This is a genomic window from Cupriavidus sp. FW305-27, assembly GCF_058787995.1.
The window spans coordinates 25,396-48,982 of the sequence record NZ_JBYTAG010000055.1 but is presented as its reverse complement, the minus strand read 5'-3'; the positions used below and the strand labels follow the sequence as shown (position 1 = coordinate 48,982).

General features: G+C 62.8%; 26 protein-coding genes and 5 pseudogenes. 17 read left to right on the top strand and 14 right to left on the bottom strand.

Features of this window, described 5'->3' with window-relative positions; genetic code table 11:
• Window positions 1-216: 216 nt before the first annotated feature.
• Window positions 217-645: pseudogene (locus tag AC3WRI_RS24025) on the bottom strand (IS110 family RNA-guided transposase); the annotation flags it as partial.
• 312 nt (window positions 646-957) lie between these two features.
• On the opposite strand from AC3WRI_RS24025, the gene AC3WRI_RS24020 reads away from it, so the two are divergent.
• On the top strand, window positions 958-1,374 hold the full coding sequence (locus AC3WRI_RS24020; protein ID WP_011615312.1) for an organic hydroperoxide resistance protein: 417 nt from the start codon (window positions 958-960) through the stop codon (window positions 1,372-1,374).
• A gap of 196 nt (window positions 1,375-1,570) precedes the next feature.
• Here the strand turns inward: AC3WRI_RS24020 and AC3WRI_RS24015 are convergent.
• Together AC3WRI_RS24015 and AC3WRI_RS24010 are read right to left on the bottom strand one after the other, a co-directional pair.
• Window positions 1,571-2,386, bottom strand: a pseudogene (locus AC3WRI_RS24015) (IS5 family transposase).
• Between the two features lie 133 nt (window positions 2,387-2,519).
• A pseudogene (locus AC3WRI_RS24010) lies at window positions 2,520-3,465 on the bottom strand (LysR substrate-binding domain-containing protein).
• 6 nt (window positions 3,466-3,471) lie between these two features.
• On the opposite strand from AC3WRI_RS24010, the gene AC3WRI_RS24005 reads away from it, so the two are divergent.
• From AC3WRI_RS24005 to AC3WRI_RS23990, 4 genes are read left to right on the top strand one after another with little or no spacing between them, the layout of a single operon-like run.
• On the top strand, window positions 3,472-3,903 hold the full coding sequence (locus AC3WRI_RS24005) for a CoA transferase (protein WP_307163891.1): 432 nt from the start codon (window positions 3,472-3,474) through the stop codon (window positions 3,901-3,903).
• The gene (locus AC3WRI_RS24000; RefSeq protein WP_492294226.1) at window positions 3,896-4,108 is read left to right on the top strand and encodes an acyl-CoA dehydrogenase family protein; all 213 of its coding nucleotides are present in this window, start codon (window positions 3,896-3,898) and stop codon (window positions 4,106-4,108) included. The genes AC3WRI_RS24005 and AC3WRI_RS24000 overlap by 8 nt, the downstream gene beginning before the upstream one ends.
• Complete coding sequence (locus AC3WRI_RS23995) at window positions 4,075-4,503, top strand: acyl-CoA dehydrogenase family protein (protein WP_492294223.1); 429 nt, start codon at window positions 4,075-4,077, stop codon at window positions 4,501-4,503. The genes AC3WRI_RS24000 and AC3WRI_RS23995 overlap by 34 nt, the downstream gene beginning before the upstream one ends.
• A 2-nt stretch (window positions 4,504-4,505) precedes the next feature.
• Window positions 4,506-4,628 (top strand): acyl-CoA dehydrogenase family protein, encoded by a 123-nt coding sequence (locus tag AC3WRI_RS23990; protein ID WP_492294221.1) that lies wholly within the window; start codon window positions 4,506-4,508, stop codon window positions 4,626-4,628.
• 9 nt (window positions 4,629-4,637) lie between these two features.
• Here AC3WRI_RS23990 and AC3WRI_RS23985 read toward each other — a convergent pair whose 3' ends face one another.
• Entirely contained in the window at window positions 4,638-5,966 is a 1,329-nt protein-coding gene (locus AC3WRI_RS23985) for an epoxide hydrolase family protein (RefSeq protein WP_041687356.1), read from the bottom strand.
• Window positions 5,967-6,019: 53 nt separating this feature from the next.
• Window positions 6,020-6,421 (bottom strand): cupin domain-containing protein, encoded by a 402-nt coding sequence (locus tag AC3WRI_RS23980; protein WP_011615314.1) that lies wholly within the window; start codon window positions 6,419-6,421, stop codon window positions 6,020-6,022.
• A 288-nt stretch (window positions 6,422-6,709) separates the two neighbouring features.
• On the opposite strand from AC3WRI_RS23980, the pseudogene AC3WRI_RS23975 reads away from it, so the two are divergent.
• Window positions 6,710-7,811, top strand: a pseudogene (locus AC3WRI_RS23975) (ISL3 family transposase).
• On the opposite strand, the gene AC3WRI_RS23970 reads toward AC3WRI_RS23975, so the two are convergent.
• From AC3WRI_RS23970 to AC3WRI_RS23955, 4 genes are all read right to left on the bottom strand, one after another.
• Complete coding sequence (locus tag AC3WRI_RS23970) at window positions 7,773-8,246, bottom strand: IS66 family transposase (protein WP_492294219.1); 474 nt, start codon at window positions 8,244-8,246, stop codon at window positions 7,773-7,775. The pseudogene AC3WRI_RS23975 and the gene AC3WRI_RS23970 sit on opposite strands and share 39 nt — an antisense overlap.
• On the bottom strand, window positions 8,243-8,638 hold the full coding sequence (gene tnpA, locus AC3WRI_RS23965; RefSeq protein WP_492294218.1) for an IS66-like element accessory protein TnpA: 396 nt from the start codon (window positions 8,636-8,638) through the stop codon (window positions 8,243-8,245). The genes AC3WRI_RS23970 and tnpA overlap by 4 nt, the downstream gene beginning before the upstream one ends.
• A 905-nt stretch (window positions 8,639-9,543) precedes the next feature.
• Entirely contained in the window at window positions 9,544-9,771 is a 228-nt protein-coding gene (locus tag AC3WRI_RS23960; protein WP_136227766.1) for a hypothetical protein, read from the bottom strand.
• A 71-nt stretch (window positions 9,772-9,842) separates the two neighbouring features.
• Window positions 9,843-10,019: a hypothetical protein gene (locus AC3WRI_RS23955; RefSeq protein ID WP_155737081.1), complete on the bottom strand. Its 177-nt coding sequence runs from the start codon at window positions 10,017-10,019 to the stop codon at window positions 9,843-9,845.
• Window positions 10,020-10,209: 190 nt separating this feature from the next.
• Between AC3WRI_RS23955 and AC3WRI_RS23950 the strand changes: the two genes are divergently transcribed.
• The 11 genes and pseudogenes from AC3WRI_RS23950 (at window position 10,210) to AC3WRI_RS23900 (ending at window position 18,910) form a co-directional block, all read left to right on the top strand.
• Entirely contained in the window at window positions 10,210-10,845 is a 636-nt protein-coding gene (locus AC3WRI_RS23950) for a nitroreductase family protein (protein WP_041687771.1), read from the top strand.
• 187 nt (window positions 10,846-11,032) lie between these two features.
• Complete coding sequence (locus AC3WRI_RS23945; RefSeq protein WP_011615317.1) at window positions 11,033-11,578, top strand: carboxymuconolactone decarboxylase family protein; 546 nt, start codon at window positions 11,033-11,035, stop codon at window positions 11,576-11,578.
• Between the two features lie 149 nt (window positions 11,579-11,727).
• Window positions 11,728-12,423 (top strand): glutathione S-transferase N-terminal domain-containing protein, encoded by a 696-nt coding sequence (locus AC3WRI_RS23940; RefSeq protein WP_492294216.1) that lies wholly within the window; start codon window positions 11,728-11,730, stop codon window positions 12,421-12,423.
• A 177-nt stretch (window positions 12,424-12,600) separates the two neighbouring features.
• Window positions 12,601-13,050: a GNAT family N-acetyltransferase gene (locus tag AC3WRI_RS23935; protein WP_011615319.1), complete on the top strand. Its 450-nt coding sequence runs from the start codon at window positions 12,601-12,603 to the stop codon at window positions 13,048-13,050.
• A gap of 206 nt (window positions 13,051-13,256) precedes the next feature.
• Window positions 13,257-14,213, top strand: coding sequence for an AraC family transcriptional regulator (locus AC3WRI_RS23930; RefSeq protein WP_492294214.1), 957 nt, complete (start codon window positions 13,257-13,259; stop codon window positions 14,211-14,213).
• A gap of 418 nt (window positions 14,214-14,631) precedes the next feature.
• Window positions 14,632-15,138, top strand: a complete 507-nt coding sequence (locus AC3WRI_RS23925) for a YkgB family protein (RefSeq protein WP_011615321.1) — start codon at window positions 14,632-14,634, stop codon at window positions 15,136-15,138.
• A 53-nt stretch (window positions 15,139-15,191) separates the two neighbouring features.
• Window positions 15,192-15,677, top strand: a complete 486-nt coding sequence (locus AC3WRI_RS23920) for a Rid family hydrolase (RefSeq protein ID WP_011615322.1) — start codon at window positions 15,192-15,194, stop codon at window positions 15,675-15,677.
• 165 nt (window positions 15,678-15,842) lie between these two features.
• A pseudogene (locus AC3WRI_RS23915) lies at window positions 15,843-16,568 on the top strand (acetaldehyde dehydrogenase (acetylating)); the annotation flags it as partial.
• A gap of 17 nt (window positions 16,569-16,585) precedes the next feature.
• Window positions 16,586-17,629, top strand: a complete 1,044-nt coding sequence (gene dmpG, locus AC3WRI_RS23910) for a 4-hydroxy-2-oxovalerate aldolase (protein WP_492294213.1) — start codon at window positions 16,586-16,588, stop codon at window positions 17,627-17,629.
• On the top strand, window positions 17,574-18,182 hold the full coding sequence (locus tag AC3WRI_RS23905; protein ID WP_492294211.1) for a sulfatase-like hydrolase/transferase: 609 nt from the start codon (window positions 17,574-17,576) through the stop codon (window positions 18,180-18,182). The genes dmpG and AC3WRI_RS23905 overlap by 56 nt, the downstream gene beginning before the upstream one ends.
• Window positions 18,183-18,214: 32 nt before the next feature.
• A complete protein-coding gene (locus AC3WRI_RS23900; RefSeq protein WP_492294228.1) occupies window positions 18,215-18,910 on the top strand; it encodes an IS6 family transposase in 696 nt (231 codons plus the stop codon).
• A gap of 178 nt (window positions 18,911-19,088) precedes the next feature.
• Here the strand turns inward: AC3WRI_RS23900 and AC3WRI_RS23895 are convergent, their stop codons facing one another.
• The 5 genes from AC3WRI_RS23895 to AC3WRI_RS23875 all read right to left on the bottom strand — a co-directional run bounded on the left by AC3WRI_RS23895 (window position 19,089) and on the right by AC3WRI_RS23875 (window position 23,578).
• On the bottom strand, window positions 19,089-20,519 hold the full coding sequence (locus tag AC3WRI_RS23895) for an adenylate/guanylate cyclase domain-containing protein (protein WP_011615324.1): 1,431 nt from the start codon (window positions 20,517-20,519) through the stop codon (window positions 19,089-19,091).
• 22 nt (window positions 20,520-20,541) lie between these two features.
• Complete coding sequence (locus AC3WRI_RS23890) at window positions 20,542-20,829, bottom strand: BufA1 family periplasmic bufferin-type metallophore (RefSeq protein WP_010812012.1); 288 nt, start codon at window positions 20,827-20,829, stop codon at window positions 20,542-20,544.
• Window positions 20,830-20,883: 54 nt separating this feature from the next.
• Window positions 20,884-21,900: a YeeE/YedE thiosulfate transporter family protein gene (locus tag AC3WRI_RS23885; RefSeq protein WP_011615325.1), complete on the bottom strand. Its 1,017-nt coding sequence runs from the start codon at window positions 21,898-21,900 to the stop codon at window positions 20,884-20,886.
• A gap of 47 nt (window positions 21,901-21,947) precedes the next feature.
• On the bottom strand, window positions 21,948-22,454 hold the full coding sequence (locus AC3WRI_RS23880) for a cupin domain-containing protein (protein ID WP_010812014.1): 507 nt from the start codon (window positions 22,452-22,454) through the stop codon (window positions 21,948-21,950).
• A gap of 62 nt (window positions 22,455-22,516) precedes the next feature.
• Complete coding sequence (locus tag AC3WRI_RS23875) at window positions 22,517-23,578, bottom strand: patatin-like phospholipase family protein (protein WP_011615327.1); 1,062 nt, start codon at window positions 23,576-23,578, stop codon at window positions 22,517-22,519.
• Window positions 23,579-23,587 lie beyond the last annotated feature (9 nt).

Here is a 23,587-nt window from a genome sequence, read left to right as displayed (position 1 = left end):
GCCATGCTGGGTGGGGGAGGCTGTGGTTTCCATGGCTTTGGGTGTCAGGTTGCGGTGTCCAAAGATTAGGGGCCGCCGGGGGCAATTTGAATCACGGCGGCAAGCAAGTCAGCGTTGCGCGGCGCGCAACGCCTTCATTTCGGGGGTGGCGTTTAATGATCATTGGATAATCAACGGGCAGACGGCGCGCGGCGCAATCGCCACGGCGGCAGCCTGAATCAACAACCGGAAGCTACCTGGCAGCTCATTGGTGGCGTCTTCGATGAGTTCGCGCACACGGCCGAGAACGTGGGTCAGGCCCTGCGGCACGACGAGACCGAACTCGGCCAGCAGGCCGCGGAGGTGGTTGGCCTGGGCGGTGCGTGCACCGACGAAGCCCTGGCGCACCCGATGCAGCGCCAGCACGGCCTGCTGCTCGACGTTCTTAAGAGGCACGAAGCGCATGTTGGGCCGCGCGACCGCTTCGCAGATCGCCTCGGCATCGGCCGCGTCGTTCTTATTGGTCTTGACGTAGGGCTTGACGAACTGTGGCGCCATCAGCTTGACGGTGTGACTAAATGCCTGCAGCTTGCGCGCCCAGTGGTGGGCTCCGCCGCAAGCTTCCATGCCAATCAGGCACGGAGGCAAATTGGCGAAGAAGGGAATGGAAAGGGCACCGATGGCGCCGGCCCCGGCAGCCCGCGCCGCAGGCAATGGCCGGTGCCCACGCGACTAACTCTATTCGACCGTTGGCCCCGGATAAAGGCATCGGCAAGAACAACAATTGGTACTGCCAGGAGCAAATCCACTGCCTGGCAGCCTTTTGTATCCCTTTGTATCGGCAAGCCTGCGGGATACGTACATATGCAAATCCGCACTCTGCACGCCACAGCCCGGATACATGAGTCGCCTTAAATCCATGGATCCCGCCGCAGGGGCGCGCGGGATGCAACTTCCATCAGTCTTCTGGAGCCAACCATGACCCAATCCGGACAAACCCTCTATACCGGCAAGACGCACACCACCGGCGGACGCGACGGCGCCGCCCGCAGCGATGACGGCCGACTGGACGTAAGACTGTCGTCACCTGGCAGCAGCGGCAGCGGCACCAACCCCGAGCAGCTGTTCGCCGCAGGTTGGTCCGCCTGCTTCATCAGTGCGATCGGCTTCGCGGCCCGCGCCAGCAAGATCGCACTGCCGCCGGATCTGGCGGTCGACGCCGAAGTCGACCTGGCCAACAGTGAGGGCGCCTACTTCCTGCGCGCCCGGCTCAACGTGAGCCTGCCGGGCGTGGACACGGAGACCGCCCGGGCGCTGGTGGACACCGCGCATCTGAACTGCCCTTACTCCAAGGTCACGCGCGGCAACCTCGACGTCGAGATCAACCTGGTCTGACCCAGGCACCTGATCCGGGTCCGGGCGGCCGGCGGGCGGCCCGGACCCCACCCTCGATACGGGCCGAAGGCACTGGCGGATAGTGTCAGGACGCCCTCGTGCCAGGCGATTGTTGCCATGGCGGACCAACAGTGGTTGCCGCCGTTGTGTTCCTTACCGGGGCCGGTATGTCCGGCGCGAACATTAAGAGACCGTTTCAAAAAGACGGCTCAGCGCGCCTGAAGATGTTCCAGCAGACGAGAGAGCAGCCGAGTTTGAGGAGGGTCCTCATGAATGTCAGCTCGACGTTCGAAGCGAATGCGAAGACGACGGAAGTTGTGAAGTCACGCAGGAGTACGTTCGACAACCCAGCGGAATTTGCCCAGTCCACTGCCATGTTCTGTGCGGCGCTTGGCGATTACTGGTTTGACGCCGCGCTCACGCAGCCGCTGACGATGCGGTTCGGAGTCGTAGCCGCAGTCGGCGTAGATGACTTTGGGCTTCTGAAGCGGTCGGCCACGTACGCCGCGAATCGGCGGAATGGCATGACGAGCGGCAGCAATTGGCTGACGTCGTTGCGGTTCGCGCCGGTCAGGATTGCACTGATGGGGACGCCATTCGCATCGACGAGGATGTGATGCTTGGAACCGGGTCGCGAGCGATCCGTGGGGTTTGGGCCAGTTTTTCGCCCGCCCCAACGGCTCGCACCAACAATGAATCGACGGCTGCTCGTGAGAAATCGAGTTGGCCGGTCTCGTGTAACTTCGCGAGCCCAGCTTGTGCAGTCGGTCCCACACGCCGGCCTTCTGCCAGTCGCGCAAGCGCCGCCAGCAGGTCGAACCAGAGCCAAATCCCAACTTGGTCGACAGGTCGCACCAGCGTATTCCGGTCTTGAACACGAACAGGATGCCATTCAGCGCCGCCCGACTCGAAACCGGGCACCGCCTGGATATTTCTCGCGTCGCGGTTTCGACGGCGGCAGCAAAGGCTCGATCAGTGCCCACAGCTTGTCGTCAATGATCGGCGCGCTCATCCCCTCGGTTCCGGTTGTTCAGATGGCCAAGGCTAACAGCCCCCTGGGGTCTTTAGCGAAATGGTCTCTTAGGCTTCGTCGCCAAACGACTTCAGCCAGCTGTACCGGCTAGCGGCTTCCGACCCTCGGGCCATCACCGTTCCCCGCCATCCGCACGCTTGCGTTGAACGGGCCTTGCCCGCGCCGCCATCGCCTCACCGACCGCGTCCCGCACGCATTCCGCCAGCGACTCCGAAGCCCGCGTCCGGGTCGTGGCACTCGCCCGCGCGATCACCAGCGGCTGCCGCACCGTCTCCTCCAGAATCGGCCGCTCCGCCACGCTTGCGCCCTGGCCTGACGCTGGCGCCTGCGTAATCAGCAGCGCCACTCCCAGCCCATTCGCCACCATGCTCCGCGCCAGCTCCAGCGACGTCACGCGGTAGCGCACCTCTGGCTGCAGTCCAAATTGCCAGAACGGCGCCATCAGGAATTCACGGCTGTGCGGCAGATCGATCAGGATCAGCGGCTCCCGCGCCAGTTCGTGCAACGATATCCCACCCTTGCGCCGCGCCAGTCGTGAACCGGCAGGCACCAGCCCGTAGGGCCTGAGTTCCGCCATGACCTCGCGGTCGATTTCATTGGGCAGGCCGACGTCGTAGGTTAGCGCCAGCTTGATCTGCCCGCCGTGCAGCCAGTCTTCAAGCTGGGCCAGGTCGCCCTCGACGAAGCGCACCGAAAAGCCAGGGATAGCGCTCGCGCGCGATGCGCAGCACCAGCGGCAGGTAGGTCGGCGCCAGCGTGCGGAAGACGCCGATCCGGACCTCGCCGGCGGTGGCATCGCCGCTCTTGTCGACTTCGAACGCCATGGCCGCGCCGAGGATGTGGCGCGCTTCGGCGAGCTTGCGCACGCCGAAGTGGGTCAGGGTCATCTTCGCGCCCGCGTCGCGCGGAAACAGCGCTTCCTCGAACAGCGTCTCCAGTTCGCGGATGGCGACGGAGATGGAGGGCTGGGAGACGTTCAACTGCCGCACCGCCGCCGTGGTGCTGAACGATTCCGCGGTCGCGACGAAGTAGCGCAACAGCCGCAGCGAGGTGCGCATTAAGAAATATGCCGCACAGAATCGTGTCACCGCAACGCAATCCGGGCGCCCCTGCAGGGTACGGCGCCGCCAGGCCTGCAGGCCGAGGTGAACGGGCTGCTGGGCGCGGCGGGCATTCCGGTTGCGCCCATCCGCAATGTGAAGGAGGCACTAGAAAGCGAGCATGCCGCCCATCGCGGCCTGCTGACCGAAGTGCGCGAGCCGGACGGTGGCACCGTGCGGCTGCCATCGCAGCCGGTGAAGTTCTCAGGCTATGGCGCCAACCGCGTGACGCCTGCGCCGGCGTTGAGGCAGCACACCGAGGCCATCCTGGGCGAACTGGGTATCGCCTCTGCGCAGGCCGGGCAATTGTGGGCCAGCGGCGCGCTGGGTGCCGCGGCGATGGCCGCCGAAACATTGCAAACGCATATTTTCAACACGGAGAAGCAACATGCATAGGCGCTTGGGTGTCGAGCCGGGCGATCTGGAAATCGCGGACGCGATCAGCCGTTTCGCACAGAGCGAACTGGCGCCGAAGGCGGCCGAAGTGGATCGCGACGAAACCTCCACCACCCGCTACGTTCCCCAGCTCGCCGAACTCGGCCTGATGGGCATGAACCTGCCTGAGCGTTGGGGCGGGACCGAAACCTCGCCGGTCGCCTGATCCTGTCGCTGGCCGAGGTCGCCAGGGCCTGCGCCTCGACCTCGTCGATGATCGGCGCGCACTACCTGGCCACCGATTCCATCCTGATCGGCGGCGACGACGGGCTGCGCGAGCACTACCTGCCGGAAGCGGCGTCGGGCACGAAGCTGGGCGCCTTCGCGCTGACCGAGCCGCGCGCCGGCTCCAACCCCGCCGACATGGCCACGCGCGCCACGCCGGAGGGCGACGGTTATCGCCTGCGCGGCGTCAAGCACTTCATCTCCAACGCGGACGCGGCGGACTTCATCGTGGTCTACGCCAAGACGGATCCGGCCGCCGGCACGCGGGCATCAGCGCCTTCGTGCTGGCCGCCAACCGGCTGGGACCGGAAGGCAGCGGCTTCCGCACGGCAATGAAGGTGCTCGACAACAGCCGCCTGGACGTGGCCGAGCGGCTGGTGCGCGATGCCCGCATGCTGCGCATCTACGAGGGCTCGTCCGAGATCCAGCGCACCGTGATCGCGCGCGCCGTGCTGGGGTGAGCGCCGCGCTCAGCGCAGGGACCGGAACGCGGCGCGCACCTCGGCGCTGAACAGCCCCGGCTCTTCCCAGGCCGCGAAGTGGCCGCCCTTGTCTACGCGGTTGTAGTAGACCAGGTTGCGATAGGTCCGTGCTGCCCAGTGCTTCGGCGGCCTGTAGACCTCGCCGGGGAAGATTGTTACGGCAGCGGGGATCGAGATGCCGGTCCCGCTGGCCGCGCCAGGATTACTCTCCGCGTAGATGCGCCCGCTCGACGGCCCGGTGTTGGTCAGCCAGTAGAGCGTGATGTTGTCGAGCAGTTCGTCGCGGGTCAGCGCGCGCTCCGGGTCGCCTCGGGTGTAGACCCAGTCGGCGATCTTGTCATAGATCCACGCCGCCAGTCCCACGGGCGAGTCAGAGAGGCTGTAGCCCAGTGTTTGCGGGCGCGTCCCCATGATGGCGGCGTAGCCGAAGCCTTTGTTGAGGAACTCCCGCGCTTGGTCGAATACCGCCTGATCTTCGGCAGTCAGGCCCTCCGGGGCAGGATCGCCGCTCTTGAGCGCCCTGGCAATTTCCGGCGGGAGCGTGGTCGCGCGCTCGATCCGGTTGACGTGGATACCGAGCAGGCCCGCAGGCGCCTGGCGGCCCATGGCATCGGAAATGATGGCGCCCCAGTCGCCGCCTTGCGAGACGTAGCGCGAATATCCCAGGCGCTTCATCAGGACGCCCCAGGCGCGGCCGATCCGGTCCGGATTCCAGCCGGTGCCCTTGGGCTTCTCCGAAAAGCCGAAGCCAGGCAGGGAAGGCAGCACCAGGTGGAAGGCATCGTCGGCAGTGCCGCCGTGCGCCGTCGGATCGGTCAGCGGACCGATCACCTTCAGCAACTCGAACACCGAACCCGGCCAGCCGTGGGTCATGATCAGCGGCAATGCGTTGGGATGACGGGAGCGCACGTGGATGAAATGAATATCCAAGCCGTCGATATTGGTCAGGAACTGCGGCAAGGCATTTAGCTTCGCCTCGGCCTTGCGCCAGTCGTAGCCCGTCTGCCAGTAGCGCACAAGCGGCTGGAGCTTCGTGAGCTGCACGCCATGGGAGCGATCACTGACCGTCTCGGCGTCGGGCCACCGCGTCGCGGCCAGGCGGCGGCGCAGGTCGGTAAGCGCGGCTTGCGGAACATTGACGCGGAACGGGCGGATGGCATCTGCGGCAGCGGCCTGTGCCCCGGCGGCCTGCGCCGCATCGGACCGGGTAGCAGCCGTTACCGGACGAAATGCCGCAAGGGCGGCCGCCGCCACGCCGCTCAGCAACAAGGCCCGGCGGGACAGGACGGTAGCGTTGGGAGATTCCGATGCACTCATGGTCGCACTTCTTGAGCTCTGGTTTTCAATATCGCGGTGCATTCAGGTCGCGCTCACTTGCTCGGTACGGCCAGCGGAGCCCCTTTCTTGACAATATAGGTAGCGAGTTCCGCCGCCTTGCCGGTGCCGACATTCCTTGCCGAGTGAGCCGTTCCCGAAGGGATGAACAAGCTGTCGCCGGCCTTGAGCGTGACCGGCGGCTGGTCCCCGAGCTGGTACTCCAGCGTGCCTTCGAGAACAAAGGCGACTTCTTCGCCCGGATGAGAGTGCTTCGGGGCAAACGCGCCCGAATCGAAGTCGACTCGCACCTGGACGGCCTCGCGTCCGGGCACGCTGATGTCCTGCTTCAGCAGGTCCGTGCGATGGATACCCACGGCCTGCGCCTGGGCCGCTTGCATCGCGATGCTGCTACCGACGACCAGCAACGCCGTCGCCATGAATCGAGTCGTTTTCATTTGGAAGTCCTTTCATGCCCGGGAGCATGCGTAAGTGAGCTGATGCGTGACAGGGCGATTACCGGCATCCGGTAACGCCATTTGAGCAGCGTGACGTGTTAGCGATGTATCGGCCAGGCGGGGTTTTCGTAAGCGCATGTGTTCGCGCTAACGGCTGACACATTGCGATACAAAACGGGCGCCACGAAGGCAGTGCTCGCCTCATTTTTGGTTCTTCGAAGAATTCCGGGGACTGAATTGCCACATTCCGTATCCTAATGGCCGTTAAGACGGCGATTAGGGAACGGGATGCTGGATCGGAAAACGCTACAGGCGTTGGGCTGCTGGGATGGCTACAAGCTGGAACGGGTGGTGTGGCCTGAAGGGGAAAGCCGACGCTAGCGCTGTACCTCAAGCCGGTCAGCAAAGTCATGTACTGCGAGGAATGCGGGTCGAAGTGCCGGCAGGTCCATGAGACGGTGGTGCGGCGCGTGCGGGATCTTCCGCTGTTCGAGTACCGGGTCGTGCTGCACGTTCCCCGGCGCCGGGTGTGGTGCGACCAATGCGGTGGCCCGCGCCTGGAACGCTTGGAATGGCTTGGCCGCTACCAGCGTGTCACGGCCCGTCTAGCTCAGGCTTGCGGTCAGCTACTGCGTACCTGGCCATGGACGAATTCGCGCTGCACAAGGGCCATCGCTATGCCACGGTCGTCGTCGATCCGATCGGGCGGCAAGTGCTCTGGATCGGTCAGGGCCGCTCGCGCGAGACAGCACGGGCCTTCTTTGAGCAGCTCCCGGCGGGAGTAGCCAAGCGCATCGAAGCCGTTGCCATCGACATGACAACTGCCTATGAACTGGAGATCCGGGAGCATCGCCCGCAGGCTGAGGTGGTCTTCGACCTCTTCCACGTGGTAGCCAAGTATGGGCGCGAGGTGATCGACCGGGTCCGTGTGGACCAAGCCAATCGCCTGCGGCACGACCGTCCAGCCAGACGGGTACTCAAATCCACGCGCTGGCTGCTGCTGCGCAACAAGGAAAACCTGAGCGACACTCAAGCCGTGCATTTGAATGACGTGCTGCAGGCCAATCAACCGTTGCTGACCGTCTACATCCTGAAGGACGAACTCAAGCGGCTGTGGTTCTACCGCCGTCCCGCATGGGCCCAGAAGGCTTGGGAGCATTGGTGCGCCCAGGCAAGGCAGAGCCGGATTCCAGCCCTGCAGTTGTTCGCGCAGCGCTTGCAGACCTATTGGCACGGCATCATCGCTCGATGCCGGCACCCGCTGAACACAAGCGTCGTTGAGGGCATCAACAACACCATCAAAGTCATCAAGCGCCGAGCCTACGGCTACCGTGACGAGGAATACTTCTTCCTAAAGATCAAGGCGGCGTTCCCCGGAATTCCTCGTTGAACCTTTTTTTGCCAGGCTGTTGTTGTCCACGCTGACCTCCCCATCGAGGAGGTGGTGCGTCAGCGCCGCCCACTTCTTGAGGCTGTAGTCGAGCGCCTTGGCCGTGATGCCACCATCGGGTACACGTGACCGCTCCAGCTGCAGCCAGGCATGCAGTTCCTCCCACAACGGCTTGGCGTCGCTGTACCTTCTGACCAGACGTTGTTCGCTGCTGAGGGAGGCGAGCTCGCGCTCAAGGCGGTAGATCTGCGCAATGCGACGCAGCGCCTCTGGCGCGACCGTGCTGCCGCGCTGGTTCCGTAGCAGCTCGTCGTACCGACGCCTATGAGCCTGGGCTGCGCCGAAGACCTGCACCACGCGGGCCAGCAACCGCTCGCTTCCGGCACGCATGTCGATGGGCTCGACCGCCAACCATGGCGCGTCAATGCGGATCATCGCAACCAGTCCCGAAGCAGTTGGGCAAACTGCTGGGCCGCTGACAGAGGCCAGTGCACAACCAGCGTGCCGCCTGCGCGCTGTATCTCCATGCGGATGGTCTCGGGCGTTGCCGCCGCCGGCGTCTTACACGGTAGCACCTCCCCCGTGACAGGGGACAGAGCGTTCATCTGTAGCGGAACAAACGCGTGGCCCTCGCTCAGCGCCGTCAGCATCTGCCGCTGACGGTCCTCGCGCATCCATCGGTGCACCATGTTCGGGTTCAGCGCGTGGCTGAGCGCGACCCCCGCCATCGAAGCACCTGGCTGGCGAACCTGCTCCAGAACCATGGCCTTGAATTCGGCGCTGTACTCCCGCCGGTGCGGCCGCTCAACTGTCGACACTTGATCCATCGTATCCACGATCCTCCTTCGTGGGGACGATGCTTCATCGCTTCAATCGATTCAAGATGGGGCAACTGGCCGCTTACTTGGATACAGCGCAACGATCTCGAATCGGCCCAGCCTGGCGAGTTGTGGATCGCCGATCGCAACTTCAGCACCCGGGCGATCCTTGCCGGCTGGCAGCAACGTGGCAGCGCGTGCGGCTTCATCCTGTAGTGACAAACTTTCACCACCAACCGTGATTGTCACACTACGGCTTGCAGCCGACTGCTTTGGATTGATTGCGGCTATCGCTCTCTGTTGCATCGGACGACCGCTCATCGGCCATTCTGTCATCGGCGATCGGAGACCGGTTGAATCCACAGCCGGCTACTGCCGTTGCGCATCCGCCATTCCTGTCAGTAACCGTTGCCTTGGCACGGGGGTCAGAAAGAACATGAGGCCGGCGAGTCGGGACGTTGCGATAGGGCACGATAACGCGCAGTTATTATTACGCCTAAGAACCGGTTGTTTCCAAAGTAGGGGGACCTCACACATTTCGCGTCAGGACCAGGTCGTAAAATTGCCGTTCTCAGACCCGCGAGCGGCGACGGAGTCCCCTGACAAGTCCTGACGAATTCCCGGGCACCACCAAGTGTTGCTGTGAGGAACCGGAAATAGCTGGACTGCAATGCAGGCGCCGTTTTGCGCACTTCTCGTTGCAAGGATTCAACCCGGTTGTCAGTGGCTCTTGCCGACCCCGAACAGCCCTTCGATCCGAGTCTGCCTCTGCGCATTCGGGCGGAGCGCTTCTGCACTTATGTCCCCGTGCAGCAGGCCCCACCGGTGATGCTCCCTATTTCCAAAAAAACGCCGCCACCTTGTGCCGGCATTACCGGACAACAGCGCGAAGCGATTTACTTCGGCGCAACGACCTAGCGGGCATTCTTCATGGCTTCGGGCGTCATGCTTTCCGTCGAGACGATGGTCAAGGATTGCGCTGAACCAGCGACCGTCTTCTCCGAAACATTCAACGTCGCGTTGACGGAATCCGGGAACGAATACATAGCACCTGTAGCCGGGTCAACGGCCAGCAAGCCAATTACGCCGCCAAACAGAATGTTCCCGATGTACCAGCCGTTGACTGTGCTGACGATGTCCAATTGCCCCCGGCTCGTAACCTTAGCGTGCCGACTCACGCCCAGTGACTTCCACCGGCGCACTCTGGTCCTCGTCACCATTGGATGCCCAGCTCGGGCACGGTGAAAGACTCCAGGTCGTCGAGGAAATCGGTGGCGTACCGGGCTTCGGCGGTGCCAATCACCGCGGGGTGCCGGCCTGGTACGTCATGTGCGAGTACCGCTGCTGCATGACCCCATTCGGGAACCGTACCGCAAACGTCGCTCTTCATTGCCGCGCCGAAAGTGGATGATGGGGCGCCTCGTTGTTTTGATCCTTTTGGGCATTTTATTGAGCAAAGGTAGTCTCGAAATCGGTATCGGGTACGCCTAAAGTGGAGGCTCCTAACCACCTGATGAAAGGGTCGCACCATGAGCCGTATCGCTATTCCCGCCATCGAGTCCGCCACCGGCGCCACCGCTATGCCCAACGAAACTACCAAAACCAATGCTGTCATCGAATGTATCTTGAGCCGCAGCGCCGCCAAGTATTACGACCCTGCCGCCATCTTGAATGACGACCAAATCCGCGAGCTGGTGCGAATCGGCACCGCCGCGCCGACATCCTTCCACTTGCAGAACTGGCGCTTCATCGCCGTGCGCACACGTGAAGCCAAGGCTCGGCTGAGTCCGATCGCCTGGAATCAACCTGCGATCACCGATGCCGCCGTTACCTTCATCGTCTGCGGCCAATTGGCCGATTCCAGCGTAATACCGGAGCGCCTGGCTCCGTTGGTTGAAGCAGGCGTTATGCCGGAAACGATGGTGGCTGAATGGGAAATCCCCGCACGCGATCTGTACATGCACTACCCGCAGCGCCAGCGCGACGAGGCCGTACGCACTGGCACCTTCGGCGCGGCGGCGATGATCTATGCGGCCCGCTCGCTGGGCCTGGGTTCGACGCCGATGATCGGTTTCGATGCCGAAGCGGTGCACCGCGAGTTCGGACTGGCTGCAAACGAAGTGCCAGTCATGCTGTTGTCCATCGGGGCAGAGCGCCCGGGAAACTGGGCGCAGAAGCCGCGCCGTCCGGTGGACGATGTGTTGGATTTGGTATAGGTGCGTCCCGGCGGCAGTGATCGCGCCGAACGACTAAGCGACCTTCAAGTGAGAGGCGGCCGCAAGGTACCTCCTACTTGAAGGCATGACCAGCTTCGACCCAAGACTTGGGTACGAAGTAAGCCGAGGAATGGTTCCCACATGGACTTTCCCCAATTAGCAAAACGTGTAACTCACGGAGATTATGATGGCAAGAACTGTAGCTCTAAAGCCGGAGCAGGTACCGGCCGATTCGAAACCGACTCTCGATGCGTTCACCAAGAACATTGGGTTCACCCCAAACATGATGGCGAGCTTCGCGCAGAGCCCGATTGCGTTCAACGCATGGGCCACTCTGCTCGGCTCCTTGAGCAAGGCGCTCGACGTGAAGACGCGTGACGGCATCGGCCTCGCTGTCTCCGAAGTGAATGGCTGCAACTACTGCCTGACAGTTCACAGCTTTACGGCCGAGCATATGGCCAAGCTGTCGGCCGAGGAAATCATTCTCGCTCGGAAGGGTCACGCCAGCGACCCGAAGCGCGACGCCGCCCTCCAGTTTGCGCGCAAAGTCATCGAGGCCCGGGGCAACGTCAGCGATGCCGATCTGAAAGCCGTCCGCGATGCCGGCTACACGGATGCGAACGTCATGGAGATCGTCGCGCTGGTGGCCATGTACTCCCTGACGAATTTTTTCAACAACGTGTTCGACCCCGAGAAGGACTTTCCTGCCGTCACGCCGGCTGGCTCGATCTGAACTTTATCCGGCCGCATCGACCCTCTCCGAGGGTCCTGGAAGGTGTCATCTGATGCGAGCGTAACGCCAGAGCCTGGACGCACCCAAGAAAGAATCTTGGAAACGTGTCCAGGCTCTTCGTATGTACCGACGAGTCTAGGAGGAAGAAAGTGACACTCAATCATCCAATTTTCACGCGCTGGCCGGTGCAGTACCCCGATCGGCTCCAGCTCTTTTCCTTACCGACGCCCAACGGAGTGAAGGTCGGCATCATGCTGGAGGAGACAGGCCTCGCCTATGAGGCGCACCGCATCGACATCATGGCGAATGAGAACCACGATTCGGCCTTCCTCGCGCTCAACCCCAATGGCAAGATTCCTGCGATCTACGATCCTCACGGTCCGAGCGGACGGCCGCTGGCCTTGTTCGAATCGGGAGCGATCCTGATCTATCTCGCCGACAAGACGGGGCAGTTCCTCTCCACCGATCCCGGCACGCGCTACGAAACGATCCAGTGGCTGATGTGGCAGATGGGCGGTGTCGGACCGATGTTCGGCCAGGTTGGCTTCTTCAACAAATTCGCCGGCAAAGCCTATGAGGACAAGCGCCCGCGCGACCGCTACGCAAACGAATCCGCGCGGCTGCTCGGTGTCCTCGACGAACGGCTCGCGGGCCGCGACTGGGTGATGGGCGCTGACTATAGCATCGCCGACATTTCGCTGCTTGGTTGGGTGCGTAACCTGATCGGCTTTTACGAAGCGCGCGAGATTGTTGGCTTCGACCGCTTTCTTCATGTGCAGATGTGGCTCGATCGCGGCCTCGCGCGTCCGGCGGTGCAGCGCGGGCTGGAAGTGACGGCGGCCTAGCCAGAAGCCCGGCGAGGGAAGGTCTCTGCGGCCCCACGAGCTGCGTAGACGTTGCAGCGAACGGTAGTTACCAATATGCACGGGCCAAAGACGGGCGCAACATTCACGCAGCGACTACTGCCCGCCAGAGATGACGGCCAGTGCATGAATGCACATCTTTTATTTCTGGAATATTCTATGCAATCAGTCGAGATCAAAGCCGTTGATAACTACGATTTTGATATGTGGCTTCCGCTGTGGAAAGGCTATCAGCGATTTTACGAAGTGGATATCCCCGAGTCCGTGACGCTCAATACCTGGAGGCGCTTCTTGGACCCAGGCGAACCGATGCATGCAGCGCTTGCCATGGTGGGCGAACAACCATTGGGGCTGGTGCATTCAATCTACCATCGATCTGCCTGGACGACGGGCGACTACTGCTATCTTCAAGACCTGTTTGTTGCTGACAATGCGCGTGGCGGCGGCATCGGTCGCTCGCTGATCGAGCATGTCTATGCGGAAGCGAAACGTCGCGGGGCGTCCCGTGTGCACTGGCTGACACACGAATCCAACCATAACGGCATGCAGCTTTACGACCGCATCGCTGATCGCTCCGGTTTCATCCAGTACCGAAAGCTATTAGCCTAACCCGCTGAGCGGGTACTGTCCTCAGGTCTCGTTCGGCGCATCGCTATCGTTCGTGATCCGGGCTAGGTCGCGATAGATGGTTGCAATCGAGCAGCCCGCCCGGTGCGCAACGTGTCCGATCAGCTCTTGCACTGGGGCCATGTGGTGCGTACAACCGGTGTGCAACCGCAATAAGACGCTTGAGCGTTTCAAGTTCCCGAGGTCCTATGTCCCAAGTCGACTGGCTGAGCCATCTCCTGCAAATGATCAACATCACTGGCCGGCTGGAGGTCCGCTGCGTCTACGGTGCGCCATGGCGTGTGGCCTGGGATCAGTCCGCAGCGCACGAGATTCCCTACCACGTCGTGCTCAAGGGCCGGGCCATTATTGAGGATCCGGAGACGGGGAAGGTCAGGGAGCTAGTTGGTGGAGATATCGTGCTGTTGCCTCACGGGTCGGCGCACGTGCTGCACGATGGCAGCGGACATGCGCCGGGTCTTACCTACAATCGTCAAGGTTCTGCAGGATGGACGCTCAGCGAGAATGATGGCCAGGGCGAGCATCTGGACATGTTGTGCGGGCGATTTTTCATCGGGCCGCCCCATGATCGGCTGATTCGCGATTATCTACCCACGACTCTCGTGGTACAGGCCATGGACCGCCGTGGTGAAGAGGGCATCGTGTCCGCTTCGAACCACCTGGCCAGTCTCGTGGGTCTGATGCGCATGGAGTCCACCGGCGACAAACCGGGCGGATACGCCATGCTCAACGCGCTTAGCTTCGCGCTGTTCACACTGGTACTGCGCGCGGCGAGCGAATCCGAACAGGCCCCGGCAGGCTTGTTGGCGCTTGCCGGCCATCCACGACTGGCCCCGGCCATTTCAGCCATGTTCGCCGATCCGGCGCGACCCTGGAACCTGTCTGATCTGGCCGACTTGTGCAGCATGTCACGCGCCACCTTCATGCGGCACTTTCAGGCCAATCTGGGGCGCTCGGCCAACGAACTGCTGACCGATATCCGGATGAACCTGGCCGCCAACGAGCTGAAGAAGCCGGCGATGACCACTGAGGCCGTGGCCGACTTAGTCGGGTATCGATCCGTATCGGCATTCCGGCGTGTGTTCACCGACAAGATGGGGATGACGCCGGGGCAATGGCGCCGCCTGGCGCGCGAAGCCGAGTAATGCGCTTCGCTTTCCGTGTGCAGCTTCGATGTGGCGCTAGACGCGCCGGCGCAAGGCAGGCCATTCCTTCGAGCGGAGCTCGTTCGCGTCTGGCTTTAGCAATGACGCGCGGTCCGACATGCACGCCCAGTAGCGACTATCCCAGAGCCGTGGCGAACTGGAATGTCGTTGTCGTTGCGTTTCGTTCGGGCAGACAATCCACGAAGCGCTTGCCTATATCTGCAAGTACCTGAACCTCGATCTCGACGAGACGATTTGCGGCGTGCTGCGCTGTGCCGCCGTTTTTGGGATGGATTGCCTCGTTATTTTGATCCTTGTGGGCATTTTATTGAGCAAAGGTAGTCTCGAGATCGATATCTGGTGGGCCTACAGTGGAGGCTCCTAACCACCCGATGAACAACTTGAATGGGAAACCCCAATGACCACTCGTGCAAATCAGTTTCGTCTACAAATCGCTGAAAAGAGCGTTGGATCGCTCTCTCTTCAGGCCCTACTCAGATGGGCGCTGGTCGTCATCTTTCTTTGGTTCGGTGGAATGAAATTCACCGCTTACGAAGCCAACGGCATCGCTCCGTTCATCGCCAACAGCCCCATCATGAGCTGGTTGCACGCCCTATTCGGAGTTCAAGGGACAAGTTACGTTATAGGTGTACTTGAGCTGTCGACCGCAGCGGCTCTGATTCTCGGAGCCTTCCAGCCCATTTTCTCCGCATTGGGAGCGGCGATGTCGGCTGCGACCTATCTGATCACGCTCACGTTTTTCTTGACTACCCCCGGCGTAGCAGAAGCGACGGCTGGTGGATTTCCGGCCATTTCAGCTATGCCTGGCCAGTTCCTTCTTAAGGATCTCGTTCTGCTGGCTGCATCGCTTTCTCTCCTTCTGGCATCTGTCCAGGGCTCATGGCCCAACGCTCAGAAGTCATGAGGTGAACAAATGGCCCGGACATCCGGGCCGGCTTATTCAACAGGAGATCAGATATGACCAACACGACGGCGTTGAATGGCAAAGAGGCTGCCTATCACGGTGTGCCGGCGGAAGACGACTACGGCTATGCACAGGCAATCAAGATCGGAAACATGATCTATGTGTCCGGCCAGCTCAGCCACGACGACAAGGGCGTCATGATCGCGCCTGCTGCGCTCGATGGAACCGGCAAGCCAGCCGACTTCTCGATGATGGCGGAGCAGATGCGGGTGACCTATGCAAACGCTGCAACGATCCTCGCACAGTTCGGAGCCACGCTCGACCACGTGGTGGAAGAGACGCTCTATGTCCTCGATGTCGATGAGGCGTTTGCAGTAGCGGGCAAGGTGCGCAAAGAAGCCTACGCCATGGCGCGGCCTCAGTGCGCCAGCAATCTGATCGGCGTATCGAGGCTGGCCTTTCCGGAGCAGCTTATTGAGATCGTCTTCAAGGCGGTGCTTGCCGACGTGCACGAGCGGCACCCCGTCGAACCAGCTTGATGAACGGCACGACAGGCCAGCGATACGCAGGTCATGGGGTCGCTTCAGAAAACGGAAAACTTTGCACGCTAAGCGATCGCTAGCGCCTGCCGGGCGCTAACTACCGGGCGACGAACCTGACCCATAGAATTCGGAGAGTAGTCCCTTCACTTCCGAGCCAGCTGAGACATCGGCATCGCCTTCGACGCCACTTCCGCTGGCGCGCATGCGCGCAACAACGCGCTGCTGCAGGAGCGCGGCGTGCGCGTGATCGACCTGACACCAGCGGCCATCGGTCCCTATGTCATCCCAGTCGTCAACCTTGACGCGCATCTGGATGCCCCGAACATCAACATGGTCACCTGCGGCGGGCAGGCGACCATCCCGATGGTGCGCGCTGTCTCCCGCGTCGCCCCGGTCCATTACGCGGAGATTGTTGCGTCCATTGCCAGCAAGTCGGCCGGTCCCGGCACGCGCGCCAACATCGACGAGTTCACCGAGACGACTTCCCGGGCCATCGTCGAAGTCGGCGGAGCGCGCCACGGCAAGGCCATCATCGTGCTGAACCCGGCCGAGCCGCCGCTCATCATGCGCGACACGGTCTACTGCCTGGCCGAGCTCGACGCCGACCAGGACGCGATCCGTGACTCGGTGCGCGACATGGCGGCCAGCGTAGCCGAGTACGTGCCGGGCTACCGCCTGAAGCAGGCCGTACAGTTCGAGCGCTATGAGGTGGAGCGGGCGCTGAACCTGCCGGGCATCGGTCGGCAGGCCGGCCTGAAGGTGTCGATCTTCCTGGAGGTCGAAGGCGCGGCGCACTACCTCCCGGCCTATGCCGGCAATCTCGACATCATGACCAGCGCGGCGCTGGCGGCCGCGGACCGGCTGGCCGCCGCGAAGCTCGGCCTGTGATCCCCGGAGGAATTCCCATGTTCGACAAGACCAAGAAGATCTACGTCTCCGACGTCACGCTGCGCGACGGCATGCACGCCATCCGCCATCAGTACTCGCTGGAACAGGCCGTGCGCATTGCGCGTGCGCTGGATGTCGCCGGCGTCGACAGCATCGAAGTCGCCCACGGCGACGGCCTGCAGGGTTCAAGCTTCAACTATGGCTTCGGCGCCCACACCGACCTCAAATGGATCGCGGCGGTGGCTGATGTGCTGAAGCACGCGAAAGTGGCCACGCTGCTGCTCCCAGGCATCGGCACCATCCATGACCTGAAGCAGGCCTACGAAGCTGGCGCCCGCATCGTGCGGGTGGCCACGCACTGCACCGAAGCCGACATCTCGAAGCAGCACATTGAGTACGCGCGTCACCTGGGCATGGACACCGTCGGCTTCCTGATGATGAGTCACATGACCACGCCACGGCACTTGGCCGAACAGGCAATGCGCATGGAGAGCTATGGGGCGCAATGCGTGTACGTGGTGGACTCCGGCGGCGCGCTGAACATGTACGACGTTGCCGACCGCTTCAAGGCATTCAGGGATGTGCTGAAGCCCGAGACGCAGACGGGCATGCACGCCCACCACAACCTGTCGCTCGGCGTGGCCAACTCGATCGTGGCGCTCGAGCATGGCTGCGACCGCATCGACGCCAGCCTGACCGGCATGGGCGCGGGCGCGGGCAACGCGCCGCTGGAGGTGTTCATCGCCACGGCGGATCGCATGGGACTGAACCACGGCTGCGACGTCAAGACGCTGATCGATGCGGCGGAGGACATCGTGCGTCCACTGCAGGAACGCCCGGTGCGGGTGGACCGCGAGACGCTGGCGCTTGGCTATGCGGGCGTGTATTCGAGCTTCCTGCGCCATACCGAAGTTGCCGCGCAGAGGTATGGGCTGTCGGCGTTCGACATCCTGATCGAGCTGGGCAAGCAGCGCATGGTAGGCGGGCAGGAGGATATGATCGTTGATGTGGCGCTGGATTTGCTGCAGCGGCGCGATGCTCGCGGTGCCGGAGCGCATTGAGCCGACGACGTTCCGGAATCAGGAGGTGACAACAGTAAAAGGTGCAGTCATTCTGCTGGCGGGTGTGCTGGCGACCAGCATCCTCAGCGTGGCGTCCGCGGCGGACTCGGCTCCGCGCGGTGCGGACCAGCGGCCGAATATCCTGCTGATCTTGGCCGATGACCTCGGGTATTCCGACATCTGGGCCTTTGGCGGGGAAATCCATACGCCTAACCTCGACGCGCTGGCACGTCAGGGCGTGCGCATGACGCAGTTCTACGTCGCACCGACCTGCTCGCCCACCCGTGCCATGCTAATGTCCCGCGTGGACAGCCACCGCGCCGGCCTCGGCGCCATGGCCGAGACCATGGTACCCGAGCAGCGCGGCAAGCCGGGCTACGAAGGCTACCTGAACCAGAACTTGGTGGCGTTCCCGGAGCTGTTGCGCGATGCCGGTTATTACACCTACATGACCGGCAAGTGCCACCTAGGCCAGAAGGAAGAGCAGAGCCCGGCGGCGCGGGGCTTCGAACAGTCCTACGGGCTTTGTCGCAATATGCCTCCGATAGAATGAGCCGGTATCGAACTCAGGCAATGTGGGCAGCGATGATAAACGCGGAGATTGCGAAGGTATTGAAGCGCCTGCACTATCCGCTGGAGGTGATGCTGACCTGCATGCGCTGGTATGTCGCCTATCCGCTGAGCCTGCGTCATCTCGAGGAGATGATGGCCGAGCGTGGCATCTCGGTTGACCAATCGACCGTGCACCGCTGGGCGCTGAAGATGCTGCTGCCGGCGCTAAACAAAATCTTTCGCCGCTCCAAGCGCCCGGTGGGGAAAAGCTGGCGCATGGACGAAACCTATATCCTGGTACGCGGCAAGTGGAAGTATCTGTACCGGGCGGTCGACAAGGGGGGCAATACCATCGACTTCCTGCTGCGCGCCCAGCCTGACAAGGCCGCAGCACGGCGGTTTTTCGAGAAAGCCATCGCGCAGCACGGCCAGCCTGACACGGTGACCATCGACGGCAGCGCATCTAACCTAGCGGCCCTGCATGACGTTAACGCCGAACGAGAAACTCCCGTCACCATCCGGCAGGTCAAGTACCTGAATAACATTGTCGAGCAGGACCATCGAGCCATCAAACGCTTGACTCGACCAATGCTGGGAAAGGACTTTCGCTGCGCGCGCATCCTGCTGGGCGGTATCGAGCTCATGCACATGATTGCCAAGGGCCAGATGCAGGCCCACGAAGAGCGCAATCCGTCCGCTGCAGAGCAATTCTATTCACTGGCAGCATAAGTCAGTTGTGCCCTCTGGGGTCTTCTCGTCCTTGCTCCCTTACAGCTACAGAGCCCTTCGTCGAGATAAATGGTGATCGCCACTGGCTGCCAACGGGGGATCACCGAGAGTTCATGAAAGTGAATGCCACGCGGCAAGAGTTGCCAGCGCTGACATACAGCAGGACACTACAAATCAATTAGGCATCCGATGAAAGTGCCAGGGCCACCAGCTGCATCGTGCCGCTTACGCCGCCTACAGACTGCTGGGGAAGGACGTGCTTCTCGCCAAGATAGCCCTGCACGCGAGCCCGCTGATAGCTGGCTCGCGTGGTGAGGCCTCGCGTCCCCTGGATCTTGTTCTGCTTCTCAAGCTTGGCCGCAAGATTGACCGTGTCACCAATCACCGTGTACTCAAGGCGGCTGCCATGCCCGAGTATGCCGAACAGCACCGGCCCGCTTGCCATCCCGGCGCCAACGTCAGGTGCAGGCTGACCGCTGGACTGCCGCCGAACCCGCCATTGGTCAACCGCTTCCAGGATGGCATCGATGGCACGCAAGGCATTTGCCGCATGGCAATCGTCGGCAGTGACGGCGCCAAAGCTGGCAAGGATGCCGTCGCCCATGAATTTGTCTATGCTGCCGCCATGCGCTTTGACAATCGGCACAACCAGGCTTTGGTATTCGCCCAGTAATTGGATCAGTGCGGAGGGCTGCAGCATGGCAGACGCCTGAGTGAAGCCGCGCATGTCGAGGAACACGACCGACGCCTCGCGCAGCTCGGCGTGGCCGACCATGACGCTTGCTTCGGAGTCGGTGATGCGATGGGCCACGGAATCGTCAAAGAATAGCGACAGGTCCGCGACCGCCAGTTGGCCCTTGACGGCCTTGACCACAAAGCCGCGCGCCCTGGCCAGGGCCAATGCCAGCGTGGCGCTGACGATCAGGATGGAAAGCAGCTTGTCGAACTCCGCTCCGTAGTGGATCTGGGTCGAGCGCAATGCGGTGACATAGTCCCAGGTGACAGGGTTGCCGCTCGCGTGTGTCAGCGCGTAGTGCAGCAACAGCAGCCAGCCCAAGGTCGCTGTGAGGCCCGACAGCGCCACCCAGAGCGGTTCGAAGCGCAGGGCACGCAAGGCGATTAAGCCGAAGATATAGGCGAATTCGGTGGTTTTCAGGTACATCTGGGCTGGCTGCTCGTACTGCAGGTGGTAGGCCCAGATGACGAAGATCAGGACTGCCATTTCGGCCACCACGCTCAGTCCCACCATCCAGTTGGCCAGTTGCCGGGTCATGGCAAGGTAGAGCCGGACCAACGCCAGCACCGCGAACAGCGAGATGCCGAGCGGTACCGCGCGTACGGGCGCGTCGGGTGAAAAGCCCGGGGGCGTTCCGAGATAAAGGACCGCGAACAGGAGCAGCACCAGCAGTTGCAGTGAGGTCACCAGCAACTCGCTCAGATACTGTTCACGCTCCAGCTCCCGCCGTACTCGTGGCGGCAACTGCATGCCCTGGCCCAACGCGGCGAGCTTCGCTGCTAGCCCCGCAGCGATTTTCCGTGCCATGCTTGCCGCAATACGTTCCGACTTCTGCCGGTGCGGTGCCGTCAGTGTCTGTCCTTCCTCTTTCATCGCGCGGTCCCGCAGCCACCGCTCAGGGTGCGGCAGACCTGAGGCTGCCACCCGCGATCCGGGCGCAGGTGCCGGCGGGCAGCATCAGCCATTCATCGCCGGCGGCGTCGTGGCGGGCGCGGCCCGCGCAAGCGTGCAGCGCGGTGCCGCAGTCGTTCCTGCCTGCCCTGGCTACGCCGAAGCACCGTTCACGGTCCAGGGCAAAGTGTGCCGGGGAACTGGCCAGCAGATGCGTGTTCTGCTTGATCGCAAGCCCGACGGCAGCGAGCGCGGTCGCGATCACCAGCGCGTTCCCGATACGGTGGCTCATGCTTACTCCTTCAGACTGTCAGCAGTGCAACACGACTGGTCCTGCTAGTCTTGCCTAGGATTGCGGGGCGCCCGGAGTCGTAGCGGTCTGGCCAAGCCGACGCTGAAGCCATTGCGCGAGCGCGATGGTGACGCACATCGTGCCGAATGCGACCCATGCATACGGCCACAGCAGGGGCATGCCGACCAGCAGCAGTCCATCGTTGCCGCCCGGAATCAGCATGCCGCCCCAGCCCATGATGGCACCGCCTGTGAAGCACCGGAGACACTGCGCACTGGAAGTCGCGGGACCTTCGCGGCGGCCAGCGCTCATCCCGCCGAGGATGGCACCAGCGAGCAGCCCCAGCGACAGCAATGCCCGTGCCGGCAGCATGGCAGCGCTGCCACGTGCCAGTTCGGCCAGCACCTCGGTGTATGACCACGCGCCTGCCAGCAACAGGAGCAGCAAGAAGGTGACACCGATCACCGTGGTGGCATGGTGCGGTGACCAGATCCGGGCGGCAACGCGTGCATGCCACGTTTGCTCCAAGGGTGCAGGAGCGCCATGGCGTCGCGCCCGCTGCCACAGACGGAGCAGCCGCCATCCGACGAACAGAAGGAAAAGCACTGTCAGCAGCGGCGCAGCACCCCATACCGGCGAGGTGGCTGAGAGCGCCGGGCGCTCGGCTTGCGGCCACAGCGCAAGCAGCCCCACGCAGCCTGCGTAGTATCCGAGGGGTGTGGCAGCATACGCCCATTGCCCGCTGCCCAGCCGGGCGATGGCGCCGAATACGCATGCGCCATTGATGAAGGCGCCCAGCCCGAGCAGGGCGCCTCCCAGGACGGTCAGGCCATCGACCGGATAGCCGGACGGCATGGCCGGAAGCAGATGCAACCGCTGCGCGATCAGCAGTCCGCCACACACGTACAGCGACGCTTCTGCCATGGCACGGAGGTGCGAGCAACTGCGCGATGACGTGATCTCGCTGACCGCGGCGACCGCACAGGTTGCGCCGCGCTGGATGGCGAATCCCATCACGGCGGCGCAAAGCAGGGCGCCCGCAAAGGACAGACTCAGCAGCATGAGTTTCATGGGCGCATCATCCTCGGGCATGCGCAGGTAGCCGTCCCCGCAACTGTTCACATAGTATGCGGGTCCATCTTCATTTCGACCGGGAAGAGATCGGACGACAGCAAGACTGCGGGGCTGCCGCCTTCATTCTTCCACCAGTGGGAAGTCCCGTTCCTCTCCGCGGTCACGTCGCCGGCGCGGTGTACGATCGGAACCGCGCAGTTGCTCGCATACTCCACGATCTCGCCGGAGACGATATAGATGATTGCCGGGCGGTTGTTGTGGCTGTGCCATGGCACGATGCCACCGGGCTGCACGTCGAGCTGGCGCAGCCGCAGCAGGCGTCCCGCTACGGCTGCCGGCTCCTTCGAAAGGTCGGTCGAGGCGCGCACTGTATCGGCGACGCCCTTGGGTTCTGTCGCGCCAGGCCGCTGCCCCTGGCCATCCGCGACGCGCTTGTCGGCGGGGCACTGGCCGGCGTAGGCCATCACTGAGACGAGGGACAGGGTGACGGTGACGATCGCGCCGCGCATCACGCGATGCCAGACGGGTACGGCTTGCTTGGTGGTAGTCATGGTCCTAAACTCCGTGGGTTGAGGAATCCGCGCCGACCGCTTCGGTGGCGCTACGTGGTGGATCAGAGAAATTCCTGGTGCAAGTCGACGCTGCACCGTTCACCGATTGCGCTGTAGTTCTGCTGCAACCAGCGCCCGGCCTCGTCCCGGCCCTGATCGCGCAGATAGCAAAGGAAGTCCCAGTCGGCATTGAGCTTGCTGGAGACGCCGAGCGCCATCATGGTCTGGTCCGAGCGGATCGAGTGGATCAGCATCTCCTTCATTTCCCCGCGGTTGACCTTGCCATCCTGGATGAGCCTGGTGACGAAGCTGATGGCGCGCAGTTCGCGGATCAACGAGGAGTTGAAGCTGACCTCGTTGATGCGATTGAGGATCTCCGCGGCGGTCTTCGGCACACCCTTGCGCACGATAGGATTGATATGGACGATCACCACATCCCGCGCGCCACAGTTGTAGATCAACGGGAAAATGGCGGGGTTGCCGACATAGCCGCCGTCCCAGTAGTGTTCGCCGCCAATTTCCACCGCCTGGAACAGGAACGGCAGGCAGGCAGAAGCCAGCACAGCCTTCAGGCTGATGTCGTCGCGCGAGAACACGCGTACCTTGCCGGTCTCGACATTGGTCGCACACAGGTAAAGGTGGATCGGGCAGTGCTGGTTAAGCGCGTCAAAGTCGACATGGCGGGCCAGCACGTCGCGCAGCGGGTTGAAGTTGAGCGGGTTGAACTGGTAGGGCGACAGCACACGCAGCATCATGTCCGTCAGCAGGTACATCGGCGAGTAATCGAGCCCGTAGCCGTTGTGCAGCAAGGTCTCCCATGGCAGCTTGCGGAACGGGTTGCTGGCGCGCGCGGCGTTGGCAACGTCGCGCCAGAAGTCGTGCAGGGCGGTGCGGGCGCGTGGCGGCCCGCCCTGGAGCAGGCCGTACGCGAGCACCGCGGCATTCATCGCGCCGGCGCTGGTGGCGCTGACGCCCTCGATTGCAAGCCGGCCGTCTTCGAGCAGGCGGTCCAGCACGCCCCAGGCAAAGGCACCATGGGCACCCCCGCCTTGCAGCGCCAGCGTGATCGGCTTCACGGCTTGGCCGGTTTCTCCGGCATCTCGCGTTCCAGGATTGGTCGACATGGCTCGCCC

Coding starts and splice junctions, on each gene's coding strand:
- AC3WRI_RS24020 (WP_011615312.1), top strand. CDS start 958: ATGACCCAATCCGGACAAACCCTCTATACCGGCAAGACGCACACCACC.
- AC3WRI_RS24000 (WP_492294226.1), top strand. CDS start 3,896: ATGCATAGGCGCTTGGGTGTCGAGCCGGGCGATCTGGAAATCGCGGAC.
- AC3WRI_RS23985 (WP_041687356.1), bottom strand. CDS start 5,966: ATGAGTGCATCGGAATCTCCCAACGCTACCGTCCTGTCCCGCCGGGCC.
- AC3WRI_RS23980 (WP_011615314.1), bottom strand. CDS start 6,421: ATGAAAACGACTCGATTCATGGCGACGGCGTTGCTGGTCGTCGGTAGC.
- AC3WRI_RS23970 (WP_492294219.1), bottom strand. CDS start 8,246: ATGATCCGCATTGACGCGCCATGGTTGGCGGTCGAGCCCATCGACATG.
- tnpA (WP_492294218.1), bottom strand. CDS start 8,638: ATGGATCAAGTGTCGACAGTTGAGCGGCCGCACCGGCGGGAGTACAGC.
- AC3WRI_RS23955 (WP_155737081.1), bottom strand. CDS start 10,019: ATGAAGAGCGACGTTTGCGGTACGGTTCCCGAATGGGGTCATGCAGCA.
- AC3WRI_RS23950 (WP_041687771.1), top strand. CDS start 10,210: ATGCCCAACGAAACTACCAAAACCAATGCTGTCATCGAATGTATCTTG.
- AC3WRI_RS23945 (WP_011615317.1), top strand. CDS start 11,033: ATGGCAAGAACTGTAGCTCTAAAGCCGGAGCAGGTACCGGCCGATTCG.
- AC3WRI_RS23935 (WP_011615319.1), top strand. CDS start 12,601: ATGCAATCAGTCGAGATCAAAGCCGTTGATAACTACGATTTTGATATG.
- AC3WRI_RS23930 (WP_492294214.1), top strand. CDS start 13,257: ATGTCCCAAGTCGACTGGCTGAGCCATCTCCTGCAAATGATCAACATC.
- AC3WRI_RS23925 (WP_011615321.1), top strand. CDS start 14,632: ATGACCACTCGTGCAAATCAGTTTCGTCTACAAATCGCTGAAAAGAGC.
- AC3WRI_RS23920 (WP_011615322.1), top strand. CDS start 15,192: ATGACCAACACGACGGCGTTGAATGGCAAAGAGGCTGCCTATCACGGT.
- dmpG (WP_492294213.1), top strand. CDS start 16,586: ATGTTCGACAAGACCAAGAAGATCTACGTCTCCGACGTCACGCTGCGC.
- AC3WRI_RS23905 (WP_492294211.1), top strand. CDS start 17,574: ATGTGGCGCTGGATTTGCTGCAGCGGCGCGATGCTCGCGGTGCCGGAG.
- AC3WRI_RS23900 (WP_492294228.1), top strand. CDS start 18,215: ATGATAAACGCGGAGATTGCGAAGGTATTGAAGCGCCTGCACTATCCG.
- AC3WRI_RS23895 (WP_011615324.1), bottom strand. CDS start 20,519: ATGAAAGAGGAAGGACAGACACTGACGGCACCGCACCGGCAGAAGTCG.
- AC3WRI_RS23890 (WP_010812012.1), bottom strand. CDS start 20,829: ATGAGCCACCGTATCGGGAACGCGCTGGTGATCGCGACCGCGCTCGCT.
- AC3WRI_RS23885 (WP_011615325.1), bottom strand. CDS start 21,900: ATGAAACTCATGCTGCTGAGTCTGTCCTTTGCGGGCGCCCTGCTTTGC.
- AC3WRI_RS23880 (WP_010812014.1), bottom strand. CDS start 22,454: ATGACTACCACCAAGCAAGCCGTACCCGTCTGGCATCGCGTGATGCGC.
- AC3WRI_RS23875 (WP_011615327.1), bottom strand. CDS start 23,578: ATGTCGACCAATCCTGGAACGCGAGATGCCGGAGAAACCGGCCAAGCC.